22 protein-coding genes are annotated in these 26,798 nt (G+C 60.9%); 15 read left to right on the top strand and 7 right to left on the bottom strand.

Annotation, left to right across the window (positions count from 1 at the left end):
- The 4 genes from EKN07_RS03945 to EKN07_RS03930 all read left to right on the top strand — a co-directional run bounded on the left by EKN07_RS03945 (position 1) and on the right by EKN07_RS03930 (position 6,011).
- Positions 1–1,422, top strand: a complete 1,422-nt coding sequence (locus EKN07_RS03945) for an FAD-dependent oxidoreductase (protein ID WP_108714960.1) — start codon at positions 1–3, stop codon at positions 1,420–1,422.
- A gap of 204 nt (positions 1,423–1,626) precedes the next feature.
- Positions 1,627–3,396, top strand: coding sequence for a hydroxymethylbilane synthase (hemC, locus tag EKN07_RS03940; protein ID WP_126145662.1), 1,770 nt, complete (start codon positions 1,627–1,629; stop codon positions 3,394–3,396).
- A 120-nt stretch (positions 3,397–3,516) separates the two neighbouring features.
- Positions 3,517–4,479: a porphobilinogen synthase gene (gene hemB / locus EKN07_RS03935; protein WP_126145661.1), complete on the top strand. Its 963-nt coding sequence runs from the start codon at positions 3,517–3,519 to the stop codon at positions 4,477–4,479.
- Positions 4,467–6,011, top strand: a complete 1,545-nt coding sequence (locus tag EKN07_RS03930) for a glutamate-1-semialdehyde 2,1-aminomutase (protein WP_108714962.1) — start codon at positions 4,467–4,469, stop codon at positions 6,009–6,011. The genes hemB and EKN07_RS03930 overlap by 13 nt, the downstream gene beginning before the upstream one ends.
- 55 nt (positions 6,012–6,066) lie before the next feature.
- Here EKN07_RS03930 and EKN07_RS03925 read toward each other — a convergent pair whose 3' ends face one another.
- Positions 6,067–6,930: an NgoMIV family type II restriction endonuclease gene (locus EKN07_RS03925; RefSeq protein WP_126145660.1), complete on the bottom strand. Its 864-nt coding sequence runs from the start codon at positions 6,928–6,930 to the stop codon at positions 6,067–6,069.
- Positions 6,923–7,870 (bottom strand): DNA cytosine methyltransferase, encoded by a 948-nt coding sequence (locus EKN07_RS03920; RefSeq protein WP_108714964.1) that lies wholly within the window; start codon positions 7,868–7,870, stop codon positions 6,923–6,925. Before EKN07_RS03920 ends, EKN07_RS03925 begins: the two co-directional genes overlap by 8 nt.
- 367 nt (positions 7,871–8,237) lie before the next feature.
- Between EKN07_RS03920 and EKN07_RS03915 the strand changes: the two genes are divergently transcribed.
- Entirely contained in the window at positions 8,238–9,149 is a 912-nt protein-coding gene (locus EKN07_RS03915) for a restriction endonuclease (RefSeq protein ID WP_346962689.1), read from the top strand.
- Between the two features lie 98 nt (positions 9,150–9,247).
- Here EKN07_RS03915 and EKN07_RS03910 read toward each other — a convergent pair whose 3' ends face one another.
- The 3 genes from EKN07_RS03910 to EKN07_RS12470 form a co-directional block, all read right to left on the bottom strand.
- On the bottom strand, positions 9,248–9,790 hold the full coding sequence (locus EKN07_RS03910; protein WP_126145658.1) for a LysR substrate-binding domain-containing protein: 543 nt from the start codon (positions 9,788–9,790) through the stop codon (positions 9,248–9,250).
- Positions 9,791–10,053: 263 nt separating this feature from the next.
- Positions 10,054–10,482 (bottom strand): hypothetical protein, encoded by a 429-nt coding sequence (locus tag EKN07_RS03905; protein ID WP_108714967.1) that lies wholly within the window; start codon positions 10,480–10,482, stop codon positions 10,054–10,056.
- 118 nt (positions 10,483–10,600) lie between these two features.
- Positions 10,601–11,098: a hypothetical protein gene (locus tag EKN07_RS12470; RefSeq protein WP_164546588.1), complete on the bottom strand. Its 498-nt coding sequence runs from the start codon at positions 11,096–11,098 to the stop codon at positions 10,601–10,603.
- A gap of 53 nt (positions 11,099–11,151) precedes the next feature.
- Between EKN07_RS12470 and EKN07_RS03895 the strand changes: the two genes are divergently transcribed.
- The gene (locus tag EKN07_RS03895) at positions 11,152–11,865 is read left to right on the top strand and encodes a M50 family metallopeptidase (RefSeq protein ID WP_108714969.1); all 714 of its coding nucleotides are present in this window, start codon (positions 11,152–11,154) and stop codon (positions 11,863–11,865) included.
- A gap of 156 nt (positions 11,866–12,021) precedes the next feature.
- Here EKN07_RS03895 and EKN07_RS03890 read toward each other — a convergent pair whose 3' ends face one another.
- Positions 12,022–12,774: a potassium channel family protein gene (locus tag EKN07_RS03890; protein ID WP_108714970.1), complete on the bottom strand. Its 753-nt coding sequence runs from the start codon at positions 12,772–12,774 to the stop codon at positions 12,022–12,024.
- Positions 12,775–13,253: 479 nt separating this feature from the next.
- On the opposite strand from EKN07_RS03890, the gene EKN07_RS03885 reads away from it, so the two are divergent.
- The 9 genes from EKN07_RS03885 to EKN07_RS03840 all read left to right on the top strand — a co-directional run bounded on the left by EKN07_RS03885 (position 13,254) and on the right by EKN07_RS03840 (position 25,517).
- Positions 13,254–14,549, top strand: a complete 1,296-nt coding sequence (locus EKN07_RS03885) for a DNA cytosine methyltransferase (RefSeq protein ID WP_126145656.1) — start codon at positions 13,254–13,256, stop codon at positions 14,547–14,549.
- A 2-nt stretch (positions 14,550–14,551) separates the two neighbouring features.
- On the top strand, positions 14,552–15,442 hold the full coding sequence (locus EKN07_RS03880) for an endonuclease (protein ID WP_206435664.1): 891 nt from the start codon (positions 14,552–14,554) through the stop codon (positions 15,440–15,442).
- 769 nt (positions 15,443–16,211) lie between these two features.
- On the top strand, positions 16,212–17,114 hold the full coding sequence (locus EKN07_RS03875; protein WP_206435663.1) for an aldo/keto reductase: 903 nt from the start codon (positions 16,212–16,214) through the stop codon (positions 17,112–17,114).
- A 50-nt stretch (positions 17,115–17,164) separates the two neighbouring features.
- A complete protein-coding gene (deoC, locus tag EKN07_RS03870) occupies positions 17,165–17,824 on the top strand; it encodes a deoxyribose-phosphate aldolase (protein ID WP_108714972.1) in 660 nt (219 codons plus the stop codon).
- 232 nt (positions 17,825–18,056) lie between these two features.
- Positions 18,057–18,983 (top strand): sugar-binding domain-containing protein, encoded by a 927-nt coding sequence (locus EKN07_RS03865; protein ID WP_126145655.1) that lies wholly within the window; start codon positions 18,057–18,059, stop codon positions 18,981–18,983.
- Between the two features lie 214 nt (positions 18,984–19,197).
- The gene (locus EKN07_RS03860; protein WP_126145654.1) at positions 19,198–20,343 is read left to right on the top strand and encodes an iron-containing alcohol dehydrogenase; all 1,146 of its coding nucleotides are present in this window, start codon (positions 19,198–19,200) and stop codon (positions 20,341–20,343) included.
- Between the two features lie 144 nt (positions 20,344–20,487).
- The gene (locus tag EKN07_RS03855) at positions 20,488–22,077 is read left to right on the top strand and encodes an FGGY family carbohydrate kinase (protein ID WP_164505416.1); all 1,590 of its coding nucleotides are present in this window, start codon (positions 20,488–20,490) and stop codon (positions 22,075–22,077) included.
- 275 nt (positions 22,078–22,352) lie between these two features.
- A complete protein-coding gene (locus tag EKN07_RS03850) occupies positions 22,353–23,768 on the top strand; it encodes an FGGY family carbohydrate kinase (protein ID WP_126145653.1) in 1,416 nt (471 codons plus the stop codon).
- A gap of 546 nt (positions 23,769–24,314) precedes the next feature.
- Positions 24,315–25,517, top strand: coding sequence for a phosphoenolpyruvate hydrolase family protein (locus EKN07_RS03840; protein WP_108714977.1), 1,203 nt, complete (start codon positions 24,315–24,317; stop codon positions 25,515–25,517).
- Positions 25,518–25,889: 372 nt separating this feature from the next.
- On the opposite strand, the gene EKN07_RS03835 is transcribed toward EKN07_RS03840, so the two are convergent.
- Positions 25,890–26,720 carry a phosphoenolpyruvate hydrolase family protein gene (locus EKN07_RS03835; RefSeq protein ID WP_126145651.1) on the bottom strand — a complete coding sequence of 277 codons (831 nt, stop codon included), beginning with the start codon at positions 26,718–26,720 and terminating at the stop codon, positions 25,890–25,892.
- Between the last annotated feature and the right edge of the window lie 78 nt (positions 26,721–26,798).

The raw sequence follows: 26,798 nt of genomic DNA, 5'->3' as shown, positions 1-26,798 counted from the left end.
ATGAAGGCCGTCGTAATCGGAGCAGGAATTGCGGGTTTGGCCTGTGCGCACCGCCTCGTACGCGAGGGGTGGTCCGTTGATGTTCTCGAAGCAACGGATCGACCCGGTGGCCTAATCGCGCCGCTTGAGATAGCGGGTCAGGTTATTGATCGCGGAGCCGAGGCATATGCGAGGCGGCGGGGGATCGGTGATCGGCTCTGCGCAGAACTGGGCCTGGACGTTGCCGCTCCCGCGGGCCGTGCACACATCCGCTGGTCAACGACGGAGTCCTGGCCGGGTGCTGACGGCATACTCGGCATACCGGCCAGCCCCGACGATCCGGCGTTGCTACGGGCCCTGCGCCCAGTTGAACTAGCGGTCGCACGGGCCGAACCGCAGATGGCCCCATCAGTTGGGCAAGACGCGGAGACAGTGGGCGAGCTTGTAGCGGCGCGAATGGGGAAAGCCGTGGTAGACCGCCTCGTTGCGCCGGTGACACGGAGCATCTACCGGCTTGCACCCGAACAAATGACGTTGGCGCAGTACGCGCCCGCCCTACGTGGCCCCGGATCCCTGTACGCCAAGGTGCAGGCGGCGCGCGGCTCGCGTTCCAGTGTTGCACAGCCAATCGGCGGACTCGTTCGTTTAGTCGATGCGTTGGTGGAGGATATCCGAGCGCGCGGTGGGCAGGTTCATCTGTGCTCGCGTGTCGCCGGGATTTCTCCACGGAAGGGCGGGAGCTCTTCTGTTCCCACACGGGGTGCACAGCATTGCCCAGCGGCACCGCAGCGGGAGGGTGCATCCTCCGGTCGGAAGGCGATGGGTAGTGACGAGATCGCGAGCGGACGGGAAGCACCGGCTCGATTGCGGGTGAGTGCTGTGCCGAATACGAACGCCGGGTGGCATGTGAAAGTCGGAAATACGGACTATATGGCGGATCGGGTGGTGCTTGCCTGCCCGGGGCGCGTGGCCGTGGCGCTCCTCCGAGGTATTGGTGTGACTGCCGCCGCCCCGGCCACGAGTTCCTCACTCAGTGTGGTGCTAGCCGTGGATCCTACGTATATCGGGGGTGCGCCGGTTGGCTCGGGAGTGCTGCTCGCCCACCCAATTGAGGGTTTGCGGGCCCGGGCATTAACGCATTACTCGGTGAAATGGCCGTGGAGTGCGGGGCAGAGTGAACTGATCCGCCTGAGCTACTCGCCGCAGGATGAGCCGACCGAACAACAGGCCGTGGAGGACGCTGCTGTGTTGTTGGGGTGCCCGATTCCCGCAGCTCGTGATATGGCGGTTGTCCGGTGGCCGGAGATTCCGCGGGGGTTGAGCCCGGATGCGCGGGCTGTGCTCGATGCTTCATTGCCGGAGGGCGTGCGCGTCGCCGGAGCGTGGGTGGCCGGTAATGGTGTTGAGGCGGCCATTGCCTCCGGATTGGAGGCGGCCGTGTGAGTGAAGGCCTCATATATTTGAGTGAAGGCCTAATAGTGCATAAGTCTGGTGTGATGACTTCTGAAGGTACAAGACGCAGGCGTGACGGTTCGCCACCGGTGTAGGTGGTCGTAAGGAAGAATCGCTCGGCTTGGAGCCCAGCCGTGAGGTACGCCACCGGTGTAGGCGGTTGCGGGGGAAAATCAGCGGGAAAGGAACGCGAATATGAGGCTAGGGACTCGCGCGTCGGCGCTTGCTATGACCCAATCCACGCTGGTTGCTGACCGGCTGCGTGAAACAGGGCCGGACGTGGAACTTGTTCCGGTACGAACTTGTGGTGATCGGGAACGCGGTTCTCTCAAGCATCTGGCCGGCCTGGGAGTGTTCGCGGCCGAGCTACGTTCGGCGCTTCTGCGCGGGGACGTGGATTTCGCGGTGCACTCGCTGAAGGACTTGCCTACCGAGACTGTTCCCGGGCTCGTCATCGCAGCCATTCCGCAACGCGAGGTGGCTGCTGATGCTATGTGCGCACGTGATGGTATGCGCTTGATCGATTTGCCTGCCGGTGCCCGTGTTGGCACCGGTTCACCGCGGCGGGTGGCACAGTTGCGGGCGCTGCGTCCGGATCTAGTATTTGTTGATATCCGCGGCAATATTGGTACGCGCTTGGAGCGAGTTCGCCCGGGTGACCTCGACGCCGTCGTTCTGGCGGCTGCCGGATTGCGCCGTCTTGGGCTGGCGGGCTATATCACCGAAGAATTGCCTATTCTGCCAGCACCGGGGCAAGGGGCTCTCGCCGTGGAATGCCGTAGTGACGATGAGAAAACCGCCTCGATTCTGCGCACTCTGGATGATCCGGATAGTAGATTGCAGGCGCAGGAGGAGCGGGAGGTGCTGGCGGTACTGGGAGGTGGCTGTGCCGCTCCGATCGCAGCTCTGGGGATAGACGGCTTGTTACGGGCGGCCGTATTCGCGGCCGACGGGAGCCGACATGTTGCGGTGACGGTCCCCCTACACAGCGGGGCTGGCCGGATCGCTGCGCAATGTTTGCTCGACGACGGTGCCGCCGCAATTGCCGATCTGGGCGCTTCGCGGCAGTCGCGTTTAGAGGAGTTTCACGACGACGTCGCGCTCTGGCGGGAGGGAAAGGCACGGGAAGAGGGCCGCCCACACTCTTTGCGCGAAGGAGCGGATACATTTCCTTCGCGCGAAGGAGCGGTTGCGCCGCCTCCTGGTGAAGAACCCGGAGCGTCCTCTTCCCACGAAGAGGCATGGGCGCCTTTTGCGTGGCGAAAGGCAGAAGTGTTCCTTCCGCGAGAAGAGGGCGTGTTGTCTGCCGCGCTGCGAGAACTGGGTATAGTCGTGACGGCCTGTCCCGTCCAGCGTCGTCGGCTTCTGACGCCGAATATACCCAGTGACCAACTGGAGCAGGCGCAGTGGTCTGTCATCACCTCGGCGCGCACGGTCGGTGCCCTCAAGGAGCTGGGCGTGCAGTTGCCGGGGCGGATCGCCGCCGTCGGGCATGCCACCGCGCGTGCTCTAGAGGCGGCGGGTTACGGAGTTGACCTGATCCCCCGGGAAGAGAGTGCGGCCGGGCTGCTCGCCGAGTTCCCCCGTGGTGGTGGGCACGTATTCTTGCCCTGCTCGGCACTTGCCGGGCCGGAGTTGGCCGACGGCTTGCGCGGACGCGGTTGGCAGGTAGATGTCCAGAGCGTCTACACCATGGAAGAGGTCGAGATTTCAGCGGCAATCCGGCGCCGCTGGCAGGGTGGAGAGTTTGCGGTTGTTGTCATTACCTCGGGATCTGTGGCGCGTACAGTGGATCGAGTACTAGGCTGGCCGCGTGCAACAGCAGTGGTCGCCCTTGGGCCAGCCACTGCACGGGTGCTCGATGAGCTCGGTGTGGCGGCAGAGATTTCCCCGACGCCGCATGCTCCCGACGTGGCGGCAACCGTGGCACAGCTCGTCGTGAAGGCAGGGGAGGCTGCGCTGTGAATACACAGGAGGTAGCGCTGTGACACAGAAGGTAGCGTAAGCAGCGCAGGTCTAACCAGCGGCGGCGATGTCGCTGTTGTGGCAAGCAAGATCAGGCGGAAAAGAGGTGTCGGCAAGATTATGATTCAGCGTCCACGCAGGCTTCGCACAACTGCGGCCATGCGCAAGTTGGTCCGTGAGACCAGACCGGCGGCTTCACAGCTGGTTCTACCGGCCTTTGTGGGGGAAGCTTCGGCGGATATCAGTTCGATGCCGGGCGTGAAGCGGCATACGCCCGAGTCGATTGGCGCCGTCGCCCGTGCTGCTCGTGATGCGGGACTGGGCGGAATAATGCTGTTTGGTGTGCCTGATGATAAGGATAAAGACGCGCACGGAACGCAGGCATGGGCGGCCGATGGTATTGAACAGCGGGCCATTGCGGCATGCCGTGAAGCCGTGGGCGATGACCTAGTGATTATGTCCGATGTGTGTTTAGACGAGTTCACCAGTCACGGTCATTGTGGATTCCTAGGGAAGGACGGGCGCGTTCTCAACGATGAGACCTGCGAGGCCTATGCCCGCCAGGCCGTGGCACAGGCTCGTGCCGGAGCGCATGTGGTGGCGCCGTCCGGGATGATGGATGGTCAGGTGGGCGCGATTCGTGCCGGCTTGGATGCGGAGGGTTTCTCAGATGTCGCGATCCTCGCGTACTCGGCGAAGTATGCCTCGGCCTTTTATGGCCCGTTCCGCGAGGCAGTGGGGTCATCTTTGCAGGGGGATCGGCGCACCTATCAGCAAGATCCGGCGAACCGTCGGGAAGGCCTGCGTGAGGCGCTGCTGGACATGGCCGAGGGTGCCGACATGGTGATGGTGAAGCCTGCGAGTCATTACCTGGACGTGCTGGCTGATGTCGCGGCTGCATCCGATGTGCCGGTTGCCGCCTATCAGGTTTCCGGGGAATACGCCATGATTGAAGCGGCAGCGGGCCGTGGGTGGATCAATCGGCAGGCGGCCATTGAGGAATCGGTGACGAGTATTGTGCGCGCCGGGGCTGACCTGGTGCTGACCTACTGGGCGATGGAGGTCGCGAGATGGCTGAACTAACGGGAAATGCGGCGGGGGCCGATCACGGCACGCCGACTGATAACAGTGCACAGGAAGGCTCTGAGTGGCAGGTGGGTGCCGCCGGGGAAACCGGTACGTATGAGTCGACCGACATCCGTAAACCGGTCGAGGTCGCCGACCTGAGTGTGCAGGCAGTGAGTCAGAACGAACGATTAATGGAGCGGGCACAACAATCGATCCCGGGCGGGGTTAACTCACCGGTGCGTGCCTATGCGTCGGTAGGTGGAACACCGCGCTTTATCCGGGAGGCGGCAGGGTGCCGGGTGACGGATGCCGATGGGCGCAGCTATGTGGACCTTGTCGGTTCGTGGGGACCCGCTCTGCTGGGGCATGCCCATCCGGCCGTGGTCGACGTGGTGCGCGAAGCGGCGGGCCGAGGTTTGAGTTTTGGAGCTCCCACTGCAGCGGAAGTGGAGCTGGCTGAACGGATCCGAAAGCGAGTACCGGCGGCCGAACACGTGCGCCTCGTATCCACGGGCACCGAGGCGACGATGACGGCGGTACGCATCGCGCGCGGTGCAACCGGGCGCGACAAAATGGTGAAATTTGCCGGGTGCTACCACGGGCATTCGGATGCACTACTCGCCGCAGCCGGTTCCGGTGTTGCCACCCAGGGTTTGCCCGGCAGTGCCGGGGTGACGGCAGCAGCGGCCCGCGACACGATAGTGCTCCCCTACAATGACGGCGCCGCGTTGCAGGAAGTGTTCGAGCGTGAGGGTGCTCGGATCGCGGCTGTAATCACGGAGGCCGCCGCTGCCAATATGGGTGTCATTGCACCCGTGGCGGGGTTTAACGCTTTGATCAGGAGTTTGACGGCTGAGCATGGCGCCCTGATGATCCTGGATGAAGTGCTGACCGGTTTCCGTGTGGGACCGGGCGGATGGTGGGGCCTGGAGGCGGGCGGTGGTCTAGCCGTGGACGGTGTCCTGGACGTGGATGACGGCCTGGAGGCGGGAGACGTCGTCGGCAAAGACGCAGCGGGGGCAGCACCGTGGACCCCCGATCTGTTTACCTTCGGGAAGGTGGTGGGCGGTGGTATGCCGCTGGCGGCCGTGGCGGGACGGGCAGATGTGATGGACCTGCTGGCACCGCTCGGTCCGGTTTACCAAGCGGGCACGCTCTCCGGTAACCCGCTCGCCACTGCGGCGGGTATAGCGACACTCGATCTTGCCACACCACAGGTGTATGCCACGGTGAACCGACGTTCGGTGCAGTTGCAAGAGCTTGTGCACGAGGCATTGACCGGGGCGGGCGTGCCGCATGTGGTGCAGTCGGCAGGTAATCTGTTCTCGGTGTTTTTCCGCGAGGATCCGGTTCTCAATTACGACGACGCCCAGGCACAGGACACCGCCGCATACGGCCGTTTCTTCCATGCGATGCTCGATAACGGGGTGGCGTTACCGCCGTCGGCTTTTGAAGCGTGGTTCCTCTCTGCCGCCCACGACGACGCCGCCATGGAGACGATTGAGCACGCCTTGCAGGCAGGCGCCCAGGCGGCGGCCAGCGGATGAGGCACAGGTGACCTTCATCTGAGAGGTCACTATTTTGGCGTGCGAGCAGAGTCAATTAGACAGTCAGGTCTAAAACCAGATCTGAGATGTCCCGTAGGCGCTTGCCGTCTAGCAGTGAATTAAGCATTGACTGCGCTTCGTCATTTCCGCTCTGTTCAACTGCGGCGATCAATTCAGGAAGAGCGAAGTGGTAGACACAGTCAACATCACCGGTTCCTAATGCCAGTGATGCGAGTCGGGAGGGAGTAGGCTCAGCGGTCACAACAGCAATGTGAGGCGTTCTTCCCTTACGATTTCTGATGAGACTGAGAGCCTCTGAACGGGCGTTCTGCGCTCGATCAGAACGTAGCGTCCACTTGCAACTTACAACGGCGTGCAGAATACCGTGCGTGTTGTTCATTGCGCGAATAGGGGCGTGGAGCCCGCTGTCTTCGTCGACGAGGTGTTCGTCTATGTTGATGTGGTCGTCAGGTTCTGGATCGCGTATAACGAGGACATCTGGACTAATGGCATAGGAGTTTCCGAGAACCGCGCGTAAGGTGTTGTCCTTTTCGATAGCGTTAGCTAGGTCATCAAGGTGGGTGTAGGGTTCAAATCGTGCCAGATGGTATTCGCCGCGACGAGCGCCGACATTCTCGATGCGCCAAGCTCCCGGACGTAATGGAGCGAAACGCGGGAAGGACGAACGCAAAAACTCCGATACGGCATTCTCAAAGTTTCCACCGGTCGTCTGTCCGTTTAACCTGCGTGCCACCTCGCGCGCCCGGAGTTTCCGAGCGATTGATAGAGCAATCTTTCGCGAGGTCTCTTGCGAGCGATCGGCATTCGAGGCAATGCCGTTGTTGTCAATGATCAGAGTGCCACTGTCCACCAAGGTCTGGTGAAACAGTGTTCGAGCCTGAGTAAGAATGCTAGACATCTACAGAACTCCTACTTAGTGCACGGGCGATTTGCCTCCCTACCGCGCGAGCAACCGGTGGTGGAAATGCGTTGCCAATCTGCCGATAAGCGTTGGTTTTCGCTCCCGCGAACTCCCAATCATCAGGGAAACCTTGAATTCGAGCCGCCATTCTGGTGGTGAGGTGGGGCATGCCCTGGAATCCCGGGTGAGGGGGATTGTTCCCAATCAGCCGCCCATCGACCCCCAGTTCTGCCCAGGCCTTTCGCGCGCGGCTTGGTCCCAAGTCTGGTCCGCCGTGTTTCTTTGACCCGCCAACAAGGGTCGGGGCTATCCGATTGGCACGCTTTGCCCATTGATCGGCATGCTCCCAGCCATTGGAAGACATAAGATCTACAAGAAGATCTCCGACGTGCCTAGGGGGTGACTGATGAGGCTCTGGCCACTCAAAATTTGTGGCGAACTCGCTGTCCAAGGCCACCATAACAGCACGCGGGCGAAGTTGTGAGACTCCATAATGGCAAGCGTTCAATAGTCTCCAACGTGGGGTGTACCCAAGGCTGCTCAGACGATCATTAATTCTCTGTCGGTAGTCGTCGAACTTGGGTGTCATGAGTCCGCGAACATTCTCGAACATTACTGCTTTTGGTTGGATCTGCTCAACGAGTCGCAAGGCTGCCGGGAAGAGGTCACGCTCGTCGCTGGCACCGAGTTGCTTTCCGGCGACGGAAAACGGCGGGCAGGGAACACCTCCGGCAACTAAGTCCACGCCCTTATAACGTGCTCCGTCCCACTCGTTCAAGTCATCTTCTACGACGTTCCACTGAGGGCGATTCAGCCGTAACGTTGATGACGCCCACGCGTCATACTCAACTAGCGCAACGTGTTCAAAGCCCGCTTGTTCCAACCCTAATGCCTGGCCGCCTGCGCCGGCACAGAGTTCAACACTTGTGAAATCCATGTCCTCCCCTCGACTAGTTCTCCATTCTAATGTCTGAGCGTACGTCTAATGTCTGAGCGTACGTCCCACCTCCGACACGGAATACTCTCCATTCTTTCTTGACGCTGTGCGTCGAACATTCCATGGTGGTGTGCCCTCGGCCGGTCAACTGGGGAAAGAGCGTCGGGCTGACTCGGTGTGCGTGAAGTGGCACCTAGGTTGCGGCAGGTAGTCCGCCGGGAGGGCCTACTTCGCGGAAGGCGTCGAGAGTATTCGGCACGCCTTACGCGACGGCGGGAAGTCCAGGCCACCCACGACCGGTGGTATCGTGAAATAACACTGATTGGAAACTGGCGGCGGACTTGGAGAGAGACGAATCGTGACAGACATGCCCACTTGGGAAGAGTTCATGACCCCTACGCTCCGGGTCCTCAGCGATGGAGTGACGCGACATGGTCGCGAAATTCGGCCTCTCGTTGCTGCGCAAGCAAAGTTGACTCGCCGACAAAAGAACATAATGCTACCTTCTGGTCAGCAGCTGATGTATGAGAATCGTATTGGCTGGGCCCTCTCATTCCTCGCCATTGTCGGTGCACTGGAACGGCCGAAGCGAGGGAACTACCGCATCACGGACGCTGGCAGACAGGTGTTGAAGCAATTCCCGAGCGGATTTAGCCAACAGGATCTTAAGGCTCTCGGCGAGGATCCGACGTCTCCGATCCGTGTCTATCAATCTGGGTCGCGCACTCGGCCAGAGGAGAGAACCGCTGATGCACAAGCTGCCTCGATGACGCCTCTTGAGCAAGTGCAAAGCGGTATCGAACGCATTCATAGAGATGTGGAGGCTGAGCTCCTTATACGTCTACAGGGCCAAGACCCGGGCTTCTTTGAGCACGCCGTCGTCGAACTTCTACTCGCCATGGGTTATGGCGGTACTAACGGTGCAGGCAGCGTTACCCCGATCAGCAACGACAACGGGATTGACGGTGTCATTGATCAGGACATTCTTGGCCTCAACCGGGTGTATATCCAAGCAAAGCGGTATGGCGATGAGCATCCCGTTGGTCGGCCGGAAGTGCAGGCATTTGTGGGTGCCCTCAGCGGCAAGGCAGACAGCGGTGTCTTCATTACAACGAGTCGATTCTCGGACGGTGCACGGAACTATGCGGATGGCATTCCCGCGCGGATTATTCTTGTGGATGGCAAACGCTTGGTGAAACTGATGGTCCGCTATGGGGTTGGTGTGCAGGTACGCGATACGTACCACGTGGTCGAGATCGACGAGGATTTCTTCGAATGACCGGGCGACATGCCGGGTTGCCCGGGCGGCATGCTGCGGCAGGCGCCTCACTTCACCGGCGTTGCGTACTCGGCCGAAGCATCATTGGCTGCCAGACTTCAGGCAGGCCTCAACGAGGCGGTTACGATCACGCTGTGCCAGTGTTTTCGCGGTGATGAGAAAGCGGACAGGGTGAGCGGCGGGTCAATGCCCACGGTCCGGATTCCCGCATAGGAATGCTCGGCTTCGTGCCCGCTGAAAACGGGCGTCCGCATAGCCATCGGAAGCGTGGCGAGTTGCGCGAACGTTGCCTCGACCGTTGTGAACGGTATGCCTGCGTTTACGGCCAGACCTCTTGAGGCAAGTGCTCCCTCGATAAGGTCGTGCTGAGCTGGGTTCATTCTCCTGTCAGCCAGTGACACGGGTGATTGTGCGAGCTCTTGAAGGCTCACTGCATTCCGGTTTGCCAGCAGATGTGTGAGGGGCATGGCGGCTACGAGTTCTCCATACCAGATGTGTGTTGTTTCGACGGCGTGCGCGCGAACGTGTCCCCGCAGCAGGGCAGCATCGATCTTTGCCTCTTCAACTTGGCGTGTGCGTTCGGCCGGTGTTAGGGGAAGCGTTCGCAGGGTCACGCCTTCACGCGCGAGACGCTGCAGGATAGCGGGTAGTCGCGGTCCGTAACCTCTGGCGAACGCGCGTCCCGCACCGTGAGTAGATGCTCATGCCTAAGAATGACGGCGCAGGTGCGGAGGCTGAATCGTCCGTTCGTGCTGGAGGAGGACGGGTCCATCACCTTGCGAGTCTACTGCGCTGCGGTCCTTACTGCTTGCCCTGTGCACTGCAATAGCCGACGATGCCGGAGATCGCAAGGACAACGACGAGCCCCGGCACACTCGCGTAACGCAACCGCAAACAGAGGCTGTCAGAAAACGTATCCTGAAACCTCGTTGATGCGGTTGACCATGAACACGCAGCACACCAATGCCGCTAGCGCGAGGAGTCCCCAGAGGATGGCGGCGCTGCGACTCGGCCTGCGTATATGAAAACCGCCTGCAACGGTGGCGCCGATACCCAGCACGCCCGTTGTGACGGCCATTTGGATCAGTTCCGGATAATGAAGATGCCTCGGAACATACTGCGGGGCTCCGCCGGGTTTCAGGGGCGGACGCACGTAGGACGTATACGCGTTCGCCACTGCGCTTGAACACGCGAGGAAGATGCCAATCGCGAAGAGGGCCACCGCCGAAATGAGCAGGGTGCGTTTTTTCTTGCTTGGTGTAGCTGCATGCTGAGCAGTTTCCGTTGCACTGTCTGAGGTTATCTGGGTAGATACTGGTTTTTCGGCGAGCATGGCATTATGTTAGCGTTTCAGAATGCGGTGTGCAATGCGGCAGCTCTTGCCGCACCTTGGCTCCCGGTACTGACCTATATCCAGCGCTGAGTTGATCGGTGAAGAGAGCAACGCAGGGTCAATAGACTAGCGTCGAAACGTCGTACGAGTGCCGGGCGGTGACCGCACAACAGATAAGTGCGGCGAGAATGAGGAGTCCCCATGCCAGGCCGGTTGCCACGGATCGCTTTCGTAGGTGAATGATGCCGACGACGGCGGAGCCAGCTCCAACGATTCCGGTAAGCCAGGCCAGTCGAATCAGTTCCGGATAGTACGCCGTGTGGTCACAAAGTTGGAAATCCTCGGTACCGCACGGGGTCACATACCCAACCCTCGACTGGGCAACCGCCCCCATGCACACGATGGCGGTGGCGAAAATAGACCCGGCAAGTGCCAAAAGACGCCACGCAAAGGCTGGTGCTCCCCATGCTGGCCGCATGTTGCTGCGAGGCGCGCGCGGTTGTTCTGCACTCGGTCCGGGCGCAGACGTTTGCGGGGTGTGTTCATTCACCGTATGTGCGTTCGCGTTTGTTGCTGGCTGATCGCCGCGTTTCTCCAGTGAGCATAGGTTCAGCATACCGTTACGCTGCTGCGGTTCGTTGCCCAGCAGCACTTGTGGATAATGAACCCATGGACCAGATCTGGTATGACATCGCGGGCAGACTGCAGGACAGCGTGCATGCGGGCGCGGCACCTTCGCTTATCGCCGCAGGCATCGGCGTCGGCGTGGCGTTGACAGCCGTCGTCGTCCCGCAGATCTGGAAGGTGTTCCGCGTCGTTGTCACCCTTGTGCACGAGCTCGGACACGCCGCAGTCGGCGTGATAACTGGACGCAAGTTCGCCGGATTCACGGTGGAGCCAGATATGTCTGGCGCGACCGCCACCAGGGGTCCGAGCCGGGGTCCGGGACTGGTGCTCACCACACTGGCGGGGTATCCGATGCCGGCACTAATCGGCGCGCTGCTGTTCTGGCTGGCTTCAACGGGACGTGCTCGCCCTACTCTGTTGGGAATTGCCCTCGTTATCGCACTGGTGCTATTTCGTGCTCGCTCGGTATATACTCTCGCGATCCTATTGTTTGTACTTGCCACCGATATAGCGCTGTGGTGGTGGGGAGAACCGGAGGCTGCCGGAGGGGTGGTACTTGGCCTTGGCCTCTTCCTTCTGGTTGGGGCGTGGCGGCAGTTCTGCAACGTACTTTTCCACGGAGATAACTCACAAGATCCGGGTGCACTGGCCGCGCGCACGCGCGTTCCCGCCTTCGTTTGGAATCTCATCATCGGGCTGTTGCTCGTCCTCGCCACGGACTGGGCCGTTCACAGTTTCTTGTGGGCGTATACGTGAGCATTTTGTGCATGGGTACGAGTGCGCTACATGCGAAAACAAACAGCCGTGCCAAGAGCACACCCCCTCTTGGTGCGAGGTGGGTGCCGGTCAGTCATTGCCATCGCAAGCCTCCGATTCCTCCTGGAGGGTCCTGCCCGTACCGATCAATCCACCCTAATTCACTGGTCCTGCGCGCTGCGAGTCGACGACGGCGTCGAGCTTGCCATTCAACTCCGCGATCTGCTGCTGTAGCTCAGCGATCAACTGGCGTGTAGTCTCTTCTTCCTCCTCGGACTCCTCGGAAACCGAGCTGATGATCCACGATGCCAACGTTGCCGAAATAACGCCAATAAGCGCGATCCCGCCGGTCATAAGCAGCACGGCGACGAGTTGCCCGGATGGCGTAACCGGTGACACGTCCCCGTAACCGACCGTCGTAATGGTAACCAGCGCCCACCATACTGCGCGCGGGAAGGTGGTGATGGTCGCGTCGGGAGCGTCACGTTCCGCATTAAGGGCCGCGAGGGAACCGACGAGCGTGATAAGCACGACGCCCCCGGTGGCATATATGCTGATCCGCCCACGAAGTGCGGCGCCAGCGGTGCGTTGCAGCGTTCCGATGAGGGTGAGGACTCGCAGGAGTCGCAGAGGACGGAAGAAGGGGAGGACGACGATCGCTAGGTCGAATAGGTGGTGGACAAACCAATGACCACGCTGCGGCGCAAGGGCCAAACGTATGACATAGTCGATAACGAACACCACCCAGATGACGTTCATGGTGGCTTCGGCGGCGGTGCGAGCAGAACCCTGCAGGTCGGCTATGATCTCCCACGCGTATGCGCCGAGGAAAATGAGAGAGACGATAGCCAGGGGCCACTCGGTTATATGTTCCCAGCGTGCGAGCCGCGACTGTGGGTACTCATTCACCTTTGCATCCTAACGCCCAGCAGTTGTGTGTAGTTCGTAGTTGTGAGGAACTCGGCCTGTCACCATGCGGCCTGCCACCATGGGTGACAACACCCGGATCATCAAACGACAGGGGCAAGGCATCATGCCCACAGCGGCTGGCCCAGCCACCGGCACTCCTTCACCGGCGACCACAAACACGGTAACGGACGACCGCATTCCTTCGACCCGACCGCCTACAAGGATCTCAACACGGTCCAGCGCTGCTTCGGCCAGCTCAAACAGAACCTGGCCATGGTCACCAGATACGGCAAACTCGCCGTCCGCTACCAACCACCACTCATATCGCCAGCATCGACCACTGGCTCAAACGATTTGCATATCACAACCTAGAGCCAGTTCATCGACGGCGTCTTAGTTCGTGATGAACCCAGAGATCGCTCTCCTCCCCAGCGAGCGACCCTAGCATCGCGATCGATAATAGGCTAAAATCGACAGCCGTGGTGATCGATTTTCGCCGCCCGTTGGCGGTAGACCTCTTCGCTGGGGCTGGCGGCTTGTCCCTCGGTCTCGAGCAGGCCGGCTACGAAATCGCCGCCGCCGTGGAGTACGACCCCATTCACGCGGCGATCCACGACTTTAACTTCCCCTATGGCAAAACCTTCTGTGCCGACGTATCTAAGATCTCGGGCGACCAGATACGCGGGGAGTCTTTAATCGGCAACCGTGAGATCCACCTCGTCGCCGGGGGTCCGCCCTGCCAGGGCATCTCGATGATAGGACGCCGCGCACTCGACGACCCCCGAAACGCCCTGTTGAAGGAATACGTTAGGGTCACTCTGGAGCTCGATCCGCGGTACTTCATCATGGAGAACGTCTCCGGTCTCATGGTGGGCAAACATCGGCAGCTTCTCGACGAGGTCATCGAGATGGTCAACGCAAGCGGTCGCTACCGCGTCGTGGAGCCGGTTCGCGTCCTCCAGGCGGCGGACTACGGCGCACCGCAGTCCCGTCGGCGCATGATCCTCATGGGTGCCCGAAGTGACGTGGCCTTGCCGGAGTACCCCAAAGCCATGTTTACGCCACGCACGATCAAGGGCGCGATCCCGACCAAGTTCACGCTCCCGCTCGGACCGAGTGTATTCGATGCGCTTGGGGATCTTCCGGACGCCGACGACTACCCCAAGCTCCTGAGCGACGACTCAGTGAGACCTGTGACCTATGGCCCTCCGAGCGCTTACGCGGCCAAGCTCCGCGGATTTATGCCTGACGTCCGCGATTTCTCCCGTCCTCGGCCAACGGACCCCGATTCCCTCACATCCTCTACTCGTACCGTCCATACGGACGTATCGATCAGCCGCTTTGACGCCACTCCGCCCGGGACGACAGAGCCCGTGAGCCGCTTCCTGCGGCTACACCCCGACGGTCTCTGTAACACCCTGCGCGCTGGGACGAACTCCGACCGTGGTGCCTTCACGGCTGCGCGGCCCATCCACCCGACTCTCCCTCGCGTCATCACCGTGCGCGAGGCGGCCCGCCTTCAAGGCTTCCCGGACTGGTTCCGCTTCCACGCGACAAAGTGGAACGGCTTCCGTGAGATTGGCAACTCGGTTCCTCCCGCTCTCGGCCGGGCTGTCGGAGCAGCCGTCCTCAGTGCTGATGGCGTCAAACCACGACGGGGGCGTCCGACGCCCTTGGGGGATCCTGCGGTGCTCAAGATGACCTCTGGTGGCGCGCACGCGCACTTCGGTTTGACTGAGCGTGTCATTGCGCAACGTGATCGGAAGGCTGAGTGAACATGGATGAGACGGCGATGAACCTGGGTGCAGTCGGCAGCAAGGACACATCCAAGGCCAATCGGTACCAGCAGCTGATCGAGTGGGTCTTCCAGCGCCACTACGTGGCTGGGGACACTGCAGTCTACTGGGAGCGCCCCGAGCTAGTCGAGGGCGCGAGAGAACTCGGCATCGCCTTGCCCCGAAACCTCGGAGACGTGGTATACGCCATACGTTACCGCATACCGCTGCCCCAAAGTGTAGTCGAGACGGCCCCTGCGGGCACCGAGTGGATCATCCGCGGCAACGGGCGAGCAAAGTACGTATTCAACCTCATTCCTGCCCAGGTCCGCATCCGCCCTGACATGGCGCTGACAGTGATCAAGATCCCCAACAGTACGCCCGAGATCATCGCTGCGACCGCCCTGGGCGACGAGCAGGCTCTGCTAGCGCTATTGCGCTACAACCGACTTGTCGACATTTTCCTGGGGGTCACGGCCTACTCGCTCCAGAACCACCTGCGCACCACCACGCGCAAGATTGGCCAGGTCGAGATCGACGAGGTCTACGTGGCCGTCGACCAACACGGCCGCCAGTTTGTAGTCCCGGTCCAGGCCAAGGGTGGCAACGACGAGATCGGCATCACGCAGACGGAACAGGACCTCGCCGTCTGCGCTGATAAGTGGCCCGAGATGATCTGTCGGCCGGTGTCTGCGCAGTTCGTTGCTGACGGGCGCATCGCGCTGTTCGAGCTCGCGCTTCAAGATGAGCAGATTCGTGTACGGCGTCAGGCGCACTACAAGCTCGTGCCTGCGGCCGAAGTCACGAAGAGGGACCTCGACCTGTACGCCTTGGCGAGCGACGAGGGTACCGTGAACGCGGTGGGCGTTGAGTCCCCACCATCGGAGGACTAGGTCGTATTACGTAAGTGGGTGGGGTGGTAGGTGTCGTGTGCGGACCAAGGTGAGGTCTTCGGGCTATCACGGGTGGTGTGAGAACAGGCCGTGACACCTCGAAAGGCCTCGACCGTTAAGTAGAGAAGCTGCCGCGGGCCTCGACCTGGCCGATGCCCAATGGGAGCTGCTCGAGCCCTGCTGCCCACCCCGGCTGCTCGTGCAGGCCTCGCATGTGTCCGCTGCGGGCCCAGATCAACAGGGCACACGCCCCGTACCGGGACTCGCGGCTGGACGGGGTGTGGGGGTGCATTGGCAGCGAAGGCCGATGCTGAAGGTAAGGTCGGCTGACGGGTGACGGTGGATTCGAGCACCTGCCGGGTGTAGCCGACCAGGGTGCCCATGGCAAGGCCCACCGACGACTGGGGGTGGTTGTGGTAGGACCTGATAGGAAGCACGAGAGTAACTCTCTGCGACAGCTTTGGGCGGGCATCCAGTGACTCATGGCCGAATCTCAGCCCGGCATCCGGTCCTTGATGTCCTCATTGTTCTCAATATGTTGCCCGCGCGGGGCGCCGTGTCCTCGTCCATGAAGGCGAGCCCGGTCTAGGAATAATGCGTTACTCGCACGGGGCGTCGCGAGACGCACAAGATGTTGATCGAATGATCGCATGATGAGAATATGTGCACTGCGTTCATCTGTTCAAAAGATGTACATCCGATCAATACTGGTGTAACGTGGAACACGTCAACGCCGAGACGACGACGTCTAGAGGAAGGATGACGACATATGGCACCGAATATGAGAATGCAGATGGCGCCCGACCTTTCGTTCTCCCGTGTAGCCCATGGCTACTGGAGGTGGGACGAGTGGGGAATCAGCGTGGACGACCTGGCACAGTTGCTCCCGCAAATCCTTGACCTCGGCATTACCACCTTCGATCACGCCGATGGGTATGCGCTGGGAGCAGCTGAGACCGCCTTTGGCGAGGCCTTTGCAAAGACGGGAATATCCCGTGAAAGCATCGAAATCATCACCAAATGCACACTGGTGTACCCAAACGAGCATGTGAAGGTGAAGTACTACGACACCTCGCGTGAACACATCATCGCGCGGGTGAACCGTTCGTTGCAGAAGTTGCAGACCGACTATATCGATCTGTTGCTACTACATCGCCCAGATCCGCTAATGGATCCGGAGAGCACGGCTGCCGCGTTCGATGAGTTATACGAATCGGGGAAGGTCCGCCATTTCGGCGTGTCAAACTACAAGCCAATCGATTTCGACATGTTGCAGTCGTTTTCGAACCAGAAGCTGATCACCAACCAAATTGAAGTGTCCGTACTTCAGCATGAGAACTTTGATGATCGTACGGTTCAACACGCGGTGATGAAGCGCATCCATCCAATTGTGTGGTCGCCGTTGGCTGGTGGGCGGATCTTCACGGGACAGGGCGAAGAGGAGGTCCGGGTGCGGGAGGCACTGGAAGCAATCCGTGCTGAAATCGGCGCTCCGGCGATCGACGACGTCGCCCTGGCGTGGATCTTCACCCACCCGGTTGGATTTGTTCCCATTACGGGCGCCGCGGAACTTGAGCTGATTCGCAGGCCGATTGAGGCACTCGACTACACGTTGACCAAGGAGCAGTACTTCACGATCTGGTCGGCAAAGACCGGACGCCGGGTTCCGTAGAAGAACCATCAGCACCAGAACAAATGTCCAGTATCCAGAAAGGAAGAGTCATGCAATTGACAAGAGAAGAGTTTTTGCAGCGGAATGATCATTCCCTGCTCAAGCCGACTTTGACGTACGCCGACCTGCGCGCCGGTCTCGAATTCGCCGCCGAAACAGGGTGCGGCGCGGTATGTATTTCTCCGCATCGCCTGGCCCTGGCCAGTGAAGTCCTCAAAGGCACCGATGTGCGCATTGCTACCGTCGTTGGCTTCCCGACCGGAACGCATGCCACCCGGGCGAAGGTCGATGAGGCCAAACAGGTGATCGACGACGGTGCCGTCGCCCTTGACATGGTGATGGACATTGGCGCCATGCTCTCCGGTGATGAGACGAGGGTGCGCGATGACGTCGCCGCCGTCGTCGAAGCTGCTGCCGGAACTGAAGTGAAGGTCATCCTTGAGGTGGACTATCTCAGTGACGAGCAGATTGTCCGTGCGGCGCAGCTTTGCGCCGAGGCAGGGGCGAATTACGTAAAGACGTCCACCGGCTTTGTTGCGGGCGGTGCCAACGCGCACAATATCGGACTAATGCGCGGGGCCGTGCCGGATTCCGTCAAGATTAAGGCTTCCGGTGGTCTGTCATCCCTAGCGGATGTGCAGGCTGTTTTCGATGCCGGCGCAGATCGGTGGGGGATCTCGCGCACCAAGCAGATCCTCGCTGAGTTCTGAACTCAAGCGAGTTGCTGAGCAAGGCAAAGCATTGGGCGAGGGTGGCTGACGGGCAAGGCCGCCAACCGCCCGGCGCGGGGCCTGCTTCCGGTTTCATTCTCGACATGGTGCGAACAAGTGAACGAGGAGATGGACAAGGTGACGTATATTAAGCGCAGATACGCGTGCCAGGGGATCGCGTGCAACGCGGTCGCACGCCATAGCGCGGTCGCGTGCAATACGAAGGAGCCACATGTTCATTTCGCCGTCGCGAATCGCGCATATGTACTACGAGGAGGGCAAAACCCAGCAGGAGATTGCAAATCTGGTCGGTATGTCACGGATTCAGATCTCCCGTGTCCTGCAGCAGGCGCGCGTCGATGGAACGGTGCGCATCTCCATCGACTACGACGGATACTTTCCGGAGTTGGAAGGCGGGTTGAGCGAGAAGTACCCCGATGTGCAGTTCGTGGTGGCAGATTCGCTCGACGGCAGCGATGCGGCAATCAAGCGTTCCATCGGTGTGACGGCCGCCGATTATCTGGTACATCGCGTGCCCGATGGTGTGAAAGTTGCCGTGGGCTGGGGAACAACCTTGCGCGAACTTGGGCAGCGCCACGACGCCAAGGTCAAGAACATGATCTTCATTCCGTTGATCGGTGGGCAGGTCGGAGCGGGACTGGATGTGCATGCCAACTCGATTGCCGAATTGCTGGCCCAGCGTCTGGGCGGACGCGCTTTGCGCATGTTCGCACCCGCCGTCGCGGAAACCAAGAAGATCCGCGATCAACTCGTGGCGTCGCGGCCTCTGCGCGACACTCTCGCAGAGGCAGCGAGCGCCCAGGTGGCCCTTTTCAGTGTTGGTTCGCCTTTCGCTACCACAACCACAATCGACAAGATTGGTTACTTCACTCCTGATGAGGTCGAACAGCTCCGCAAGGACGGTGCTGCCTGCGACATCATCTCACTGCGGTACTACGACTCTGTCGGCAAAGAATGCGGACAGAAGCTCAGTAGCCGTACCGTATCTATCACAGCTGAACAGCTTTTCAACATTCCGCTGAAGATCTGCCCGGCGGGAGGAGAGGACAAGCACGAGGCCATTGGCATTGCGCTCGGTCTTGGCCTTATCGACGTACTCGTCACCGATGACGCGACCGCGCGATTCCTCTTGGCCTAGCCCGGAAGCAATGTAACCGCAAGGGCTATGCGCCTCTGACCGCGGCGGGGATTTGATGCTCGTTCATGGCGATGGTGAGTCGTAACACGCCCCGTCGCACTACGTGTGATGCATTTCCTCGCACGGGAAGACGATCTGGCTCAGGGCACTTGCGGTGCAGAGCCGATGGCATCGGTCCGAGTTGCTGCAGCTGTTCATGATCGAGAGGCAACTCATGACTTTTTCCTTCAAAACAGCCGAAGAGATTGTCTTCGGCGACGGAGCCGCCGCGCGGCTCCCTGCATTCGTCGGGTCCTTCGGTTCACGCGCCTTTCTGGTTCTCGATCCGTACCTCGACGAATCGCGACCTCCGGCGGCCGGTATTGCACCGGAAATGCAGACGATTCGCAGCAGCGGTGAACCGACCGTCGAGGGGATCCGAGCCGCAACGCTGCAGGCTCGCGCCTTCGCACCGGACGTCGTCGTCGGAATTGGAGGCGGATCCACAATGGACACGGCAAAGGCTATCGGCATCCTGTTGCGCAATGACGGCGACGTGCTCGACTACCTGGAAGTAGTCGGCGTCGGCAAGCCGCTTGTGGCGGAATCGGTGCCCGTCATCGCCGTTCCGACGACGGCGGGAACCGGGGCCGAGGTGACCGCGAATACGCCAATTTACTCGCCTGAACACCAAGTGAAGGCGAGCCTGCGCAGCCCGGCCATGGTCCCGGATATCGCCCTGATAGACCCGGCGTTGACGGCGAGCACGCCGCGCTCGGTGACGGCCTCCTCTGGCTTGGATGCGTTGACGCAGTGCCTCGAACCCTACACGTCGCGATTTGCCAATGACTTCACGGATCTGTTCGCGCTGGAGGGATTGCGCCGGGCCGCGCGCGGACTGCGTGCTGCCTATGCCGATGGAAGCGATATGGCCGCACGTACGGACATGGCAATGTGTTCGCTGCTGGGAGGCCTATCGCTTGCAAACGCCAAATTGGGTGCGGTACACGGCCTGGCCGCTCCACTCGGTGGCATGATCGGCGCCGCGCATGGCGAGATCTGCGCCTCGTTGCTCGCGGTGGCGACCGAGGTGAACGTTGCCGCCATGCAGGCACGGGAGCCGGATAACCCCGCACTTGCCCGTTACAGTGAGGCCGCACGTATCCTCGCGGGGGATCCGCAGGCGAGCGTGGACGACGGCGTCGCCTGGATCCGTGAGACGGTGAACATGCTGGGTGTGCGCCCCCTATCCCAGCTCGGGCTGACGCAGGAACGGATTCCCGAAGCGGCCGAGAAGGGCATGGTTGCCAGTTCCATGAAGGGCAATCCAATCGTTCTCACGCTTGGCGAGGTCACGGAAATCGTCACGCGTTCTATGTGAGGTGCAACGAGGCGTTCCCAGGTGAGGTGAGACGGCGCAGGATGCGAGCGTGCAATGGGCTTGCGCGCCGACGCCCAGCCGAGATGCCTGTACCTCCACCCATCTGCTATTTCACGACGACTACTCGAAGACGAGGAGGACATCATGACATCACAAACTGCAGTCTTAACTATCGACGTCGGCTCTGGCTCGGTGCGGGCTATTGTCTGGAATCGTTGGGGGCAGATACTCGGCATGTCGCAACACGAATGGACATACGCACTATCCGATGTACCCGGCGGTCTGGATTTCGACACTGCGGCGGGCTGGGCGGCAACGGTCACCTGCATCCGGGAGGCTATTGAACGGGCGTGCGGTGAAGACGGAAGTATCGACCGCGAAAACATCAAAGCAGTCTCCGCCGCCAGTATGCGTGAAGGCTTCGTCCTTTACGACGACGTCGGCAAGGAGATCTGGGCCATTCCCAATGTTGACGCCCGGGCACAGGAAGAGGCGGCAGAGCTGCTCGAAGAGGGCCACGGCCCGGAGTTCTTCCGGATAGCGGGCGATTGGACATCATTGGCCGCGTCGGCCCGGCTGCGGTGGGTGCAGAAGAAACGTCCCGATCTGTGGGCGAAGGCCGCGCATATGACGATGCTGGGTGACTGGGTGTTGTACCGCCTTTCGGGCGTATTCACCGCAGATCCGTCCTTGGGTTCGTCATCGGCCATGTTTGACCTCAGGGAGCGGACGTGGTCGAAGCATATCGCGCAAGTCATTGGCGCCAAGCACATCCTGCCGCAGGTGCGTGAGTCGGGAACCGTCATCGGCGAGATCACCGCTGCGGCTGCCTCGGAGACGGGTCTTTTGCCGGGAACCGTTATCGTGGCCGGCGGCGCGGACAATATGCTCGGAATGGTAGGCGCACGCGCCGTTGAAACCAATCAAATAGGTATCGCAGGCGGCACGTACTGGTTAACCGCCGGGATTACCGACAGGCCCGTTCTCGACGACGCCATGGAACTGCGTTCGCTCTGCCATGCCATTCCGGGCAAGTGGATCCTGGAGGGTTGCGGCTTCGCCCACGGATTCTCCACCCGTATTGTCCGTGATGGCCTGCTACGCGAGGCCAATCCCGCCTTCGACGAGTCTAACGGCTACGAATATCTGACCAAGATAGCGCGCGATTGCCCGCCCGGTGCCAATGGCGTGTTTTACTTCGCGTCGAACGTGATGAACACGAAGTCCTGGAAGCACCCCGTGCCCTCTATCGTCGGCCTGGATCCCTTCCGAGTAGAGGAGACGGGACTGCCGTCGATTTACCGTGCGGTGATGGAGGAGGCCGCTTATGGGGCTCGCGCGCACCGCGACATGATCGAGCATGTGTGGGGGCATGGCGCGAGCGAGACGATCTTCTTCGGCGGCCCGTCGCGTTCCGAGTTGTGGTGCCAAATTGTGGCCGATGTGCTCGGAGTAGATCTGAAGGTTCCGCGTGGCCCGGAGGCGACGGCGCTCGGTTCGGCCCTATGCGCTTTCGTGGGAGCAGGAGAATTCGCCTCGCTGGACGACGCCGTCGCCGAGGCCAGCTATCGGCACCGCACCTTCCACCCTATCCCGGAGAACGTCACCGCCTACGAGCGACTGTATCCGCAGTGGCGTGCGCTGAACGACCACATGCTCGAGGCCTCTGATAAGGGGCTTGCGCCGTACATGTGGGTGGGAGCGGGCGCAGCTAGCCCACTTTCGCAGCGTTGAGGCGTGGGCGCGCGCAGGCGTGTGTCAGAGCCGAGGGCAACACCTACATTGGCAGGCGAAGGTGGCCGAGAGGCGCAGGGGAGCACTTCCCTGCGCAGTGCCACGTCGTCGTCGATGTGGCGCCGGTTCAACTGATCGGCGCCACACACAACACATCAATAAGTAAAACAGGGCGGTTTCGTGAGGCGGATGTACGCATGTGGGTCTGCGTATGTGGGCCCGCGCATTCGCGACGTACGCCGGCCTCACCGTCCACCTATCGAATGGAGAACATTATGACTCTCGTCGCCGGAGTGGATTCGTCCACCCAGAGCTGCAAAGTAGTTGTCCGCGACCTCGCCGGAAATATTGTCCGCGAGGGACGCGCACCACACCCGCCTGGAACCGCCGTCGACCCGGCGCTGTGGTGGAATGCCATGCTGTCCGCCGTCCAGGCGGCGGGCGGTCTGATGGATGTCGAGGCGATATCGGTTGGTGCGCAACAGCACGGCATGGTGGCCATGGATGAGCGAGGGAATGTGTTGCGCGACGCTCTAATGTGGAATGACACCAGTTCTGCACCAGCCGTCGTCGCACTGAACGATGAACTAGGGGCCGATGAGTGGGTGCGCCGCACCGGGTTGCCGCTGGCGGTCTCCTTTACCGTCACGAAACTACGCTGGCTGCGCGACAACGAACCCGACAACGCCGCCGAGGCGGCTGCGGTGATCCTGCCCCATGACTACCTGACGTGGCGGTTGAAAGGCGGTGAACCGGGAAATCTGAACATGGACGATTTGACCACCGATCGATCCGATGCGTCTGGTACGGCCTATTGGTCGGGTGAAACAGAGGATTACTGCCATGATCTTGTGGAGGTGGCGCTCGGCCATCGAGTGCACCTGCCGCGGGTGCTCGGACCGCGGGAATCCGCCGGCGTCACGGCCGAAGGTCTACCGGGGATTCCCGCCGGGATTCCGATTGGAGTGGGAGGCGGCGACAATGCCTGCGCGGCGCTCGCGCTCGGATTGGAGATCGGTGACGCGGTTATTTCCATGGGGACGTCAGGAACGGTTTACGCTCGCACTGATCGGCCCGTGCACGATTTCTCCGGTGTTGTGTCGTCCTACGCGGATGCCTCGGGAGCGCATCTACCGTTGTCGGCAACGCTGAATGCGGCGCGGGACGTCGACGTCGTCGCGCGGCTACTGGGCCGCGATCACGGCGAAATCGCCTATCTCGCCTCGGTGGCATCTCCGGGATGTGACGGTCTCACGCTCCTGCCGTATTTCGAGGGAGAGCGTACTCCGAATCTTCCCGATGCCCGTGCCAGCCTGTACGGCATGAATATAGCCAACACGACGCCGGCAAATCTGGCCCGCGCGGCGGTGGAAGGTATGCTGTGCTCGCAGGTTGTAATGCTGAATGCGACTATTGACCTCGGCGTGCCGGTGGAGCGGGTGCTCATTATCGGTGGTGCTGCACGTTCGGCAGCTGTGCGAGCGATTTTGCCGCAGATCATCGATAAGCCCATCTTCGCACCGGAACCGGGGGAGTATGTGGCTCAGGGTGCCGCGATGCAAGCGGTGGCGGCGCTGACCGGTGACTTCCCGGATTGGGAACAGTGTGGCGACACAATTGAATCCGCCGAGCAGCATCCCGAGATCATGGGTCAACATCTGGAGGTACGCCAGCGCATCTACGGCGTGTGACCCAAGCTGTGGCCCAATGCGATGGGGCTGGTGTTGGGGCTGGGGGCCTGGCCGTGGGCGTGTTTCGGCTCTGGGCTGGGGCAGTGGCTGTGGTCTTGGGCGCTTCGGCTGTGGGCTGGGGTGCCGGGATTCCTGACTCGGGTGTTCCAGTTGCGGACTGGGGTGTTCCAGTTGCGGACTGGGGTGTTCCAGTTGCGGACTGGGGTCTTGGGTGCTAGGGGTCCTGACTTGAGTCCCTGCCTCTTACTGCGTCAAAATCTCCGGGTTTTCCGCAATCTTCCGCGGAAAGCCCGGAGGTTGGCGGAAAGCCCGGAGACTTCGGCTAGTGGGTGGGGATAGGCAGGCCATGGCGGCGCGACTCGGCTCGCGGGTCCGTTGGATATGGCGTGTGGTCACGTGCTGGACGCGAGAAAGAGTGTGGCCTGGACTAGAGATCGCGCGTGAGCCCGGTAGGAGTCAGATTGCCTGTGGGCCAAGCATGAGCGTGGGATCATATAGGCGGGACTGAAAGGAGAATTACCCGGATACCTTGGGAGGCAGGCACGGGTGAACAGACAGGACATACTCGAGAGGCTGCGGGCACAGATCGCGGTGAATGGGCACGTGGTTGGTGCCGTCGTTGGCTCGGGAATGGCGGCTAGATTCGTGGCGATGGCGGGCATCGACTTCTTGCTGGCGCTTAGTGCTGGTCGATTCCGGATCGCAGGTCGCAGTTCGTACGCGAGTTATTTCTGCTACGGGAATTCCAATGAGATCGTCAAGGAGTATGGAACCAGCGAGCTCTTGCCGATTATCCGCGATGTGCCCGTCCTTTTCGGTTTGTTCGCTTCCGATCCATTCATTGCCCTCGGGCCTTTCCTGGATGGGATCCGGGAGAGTGGATTCTCCGGCGTCGTCAACTTTCCGACGGTCGCGCTTCTGGACGGCCAGTTCCGCGAGGCGGCAGAGGAGGACGGAGTCACCTTCCAATGTGAGGCCGACGCTATCGCCATGGCACACGAGCGCGATCTCTTCACGGTCGCGTTCGTGACGAATGCCAGCCAGGCGCGGGAGATGGCTGAGGCCGGAGCAGATGTCATATGTGCTCATTTGGGCCTGACCCGTGGCGGATATGTTGGTGATGGCCAAAGTATCCCGATAACTCAAGCCGAGCAGATCGCCCGCGAGGTCTTTGCTGTTTGCCAGCAGGTGCGCCCTGAGGCAATTCGCATGGTTTATTCCGGGCCTGCCAGCACGCCGGTCGACATGCAATACCTGTACGACAACACACCCTGCCAGGGATACATCGGGGGATCGGTCTTTGACCGTATACCCTCCGAGAAAGCGATTCTTGATGCGGCCATCGCCTTCAAGAGCGGAGGTAATGCCGCAAAAGAGGCCCGGATGCGTCGCCTGGTACGTCGAAGTATGCAGCCGTCCGACTATGCCGACATTGTTAAGCAGTATGTCGCAGAGAACTATGCACATCCGGTCCATCTGCGTGACATCGCGCTTGTTCTTCATCTGTCATACTCGCACCTCAGCGCCATGTTTACGCGGGAGGTGGGGTGCACCTTCACGGAATATCTCATCCGCTACCGGATGAATATTGCCCAGGATCTGCTGCGTCAAAGTAGAGCCAACATTGGTGAGATTGCGCGCAGTGTCGGTTACTCTGACCCGGGGCAGTTTTCGAAAACCTTCAAGAAACGAGTCGGTCTTCCGCCCGGCGCGTTTCGACTGGCCGAGGGACCTGGCCGAGGGAAGTGATTGAGTCGGCAGGTGTTGACCGGGGCCGATGGGGAACCCGGGGCCGAGGGAAGTGATTGAGTCGGCAGGTGTTGACCGGGCCGGTGGCGATGTCTTGTAGCGCGGCACTACGCAGTGAGTAGGCGGCGGTGACGCCGTAGCGCAACGACGCCGAGCCGGTTCCCCGCACCGGCTAGGGTACGGGGAACCGCTCTAGGTCTGCAGGGCTTTCCGACCGGAGGCACAGGCAGAAGCCATACCCGGACGGTCTCAGATCCAGGATGTCCGATTCCACCTGTGCAAGGTTGTGCCCGGTCAAAAGCGCGAGGACGGGACTACTCTCACCCGTCGGCATCGCCACGACCAGGACCGGTTAGAAGCGCGCAGACGGGATCACTTGCTAATCGCCTTGAAGGCGGCGGCCTGTGCCGTCATACCGCGCTCGGAGGCAAGCCTCTCAATGGAAGATGCCCCGAAGAATCCGTCGATTTCGGGAACGTTCCGGATGACGTATGCGGCATCCTCCGGGTCCGCGATCGGACCGCCATGGCAGATCACCATGACCTCGGGGTTGACGGCGCGACCGGCGGCAATGATCTCGCGGATTTTTGCACAGCAGTCGTCCAGTGTCAGAGCCGTTTCCGCGCCGATTGAGCCTTTTGTCGTCAAGCCCATATGGGCCACGAGGATGTCGGCGCCTGCCTCGGCCATGGCGGCTGCTTGGTCCGGATCAAAGACGTAGGGGCAAGTCAACATGTCGAGTTCATGTGCCTTTCGGATCATCTCGACTTCAAGCCCGTACCCCATGCCGGTCTCTTCCAAGTTGGCACGGAACTTCCCGTCAATCAAGCCGACCGTCGGGAAGTTCTGGACGCCGTTGAATCCCTGTTCTTTGAGTTGCTTCAGGAAAATGTCCATGATCCGGAACGGGTCGGTGCCGCAGACTCCGGCGAGTACCGGTGTTTTCTGCACGATGGGCAGCACCTCTTGCCCCATCTCCTGGACGATCTCATTTGCGTCGCCATAGGAGAGAAGGCCGGAGAGCGATCCACGTCCGGCCATGCGGAAGCGCCCGGAGTTGTAAATGATCAGGATGTCGACGTCGGCCTGCTCGGAGCATTTTGCGGTGATACCGGTACCGGCACCAACGCCGACGAGGATTTTCCCGGCAGCGATCTCTTCTCGGAAACCTGCGAGTATCTCGGATCGGGTTGCGTGAAGCATTTGTTGTCCTTTCCTTTGAAACTGTCGTGTTGGGATTGAATGCGGCGGATTGTCGGGCGAGGGCGTCCAGCGCTGGAA

This window comes from Actinobaculum sp. 352 (assembly GCF_003957265.1).
Taxonomy (GTDB): domain Bacteria; phylum Actinomycetota; class Actinomycetes; order Actinomycetales; family Actinomycetaceae; genus Asp313.
The sequence above is the reverse complement of the archived record's forward strand: the minus strand, read 5'-3'. Positions and strand labels throughout refer to the sequence as shown.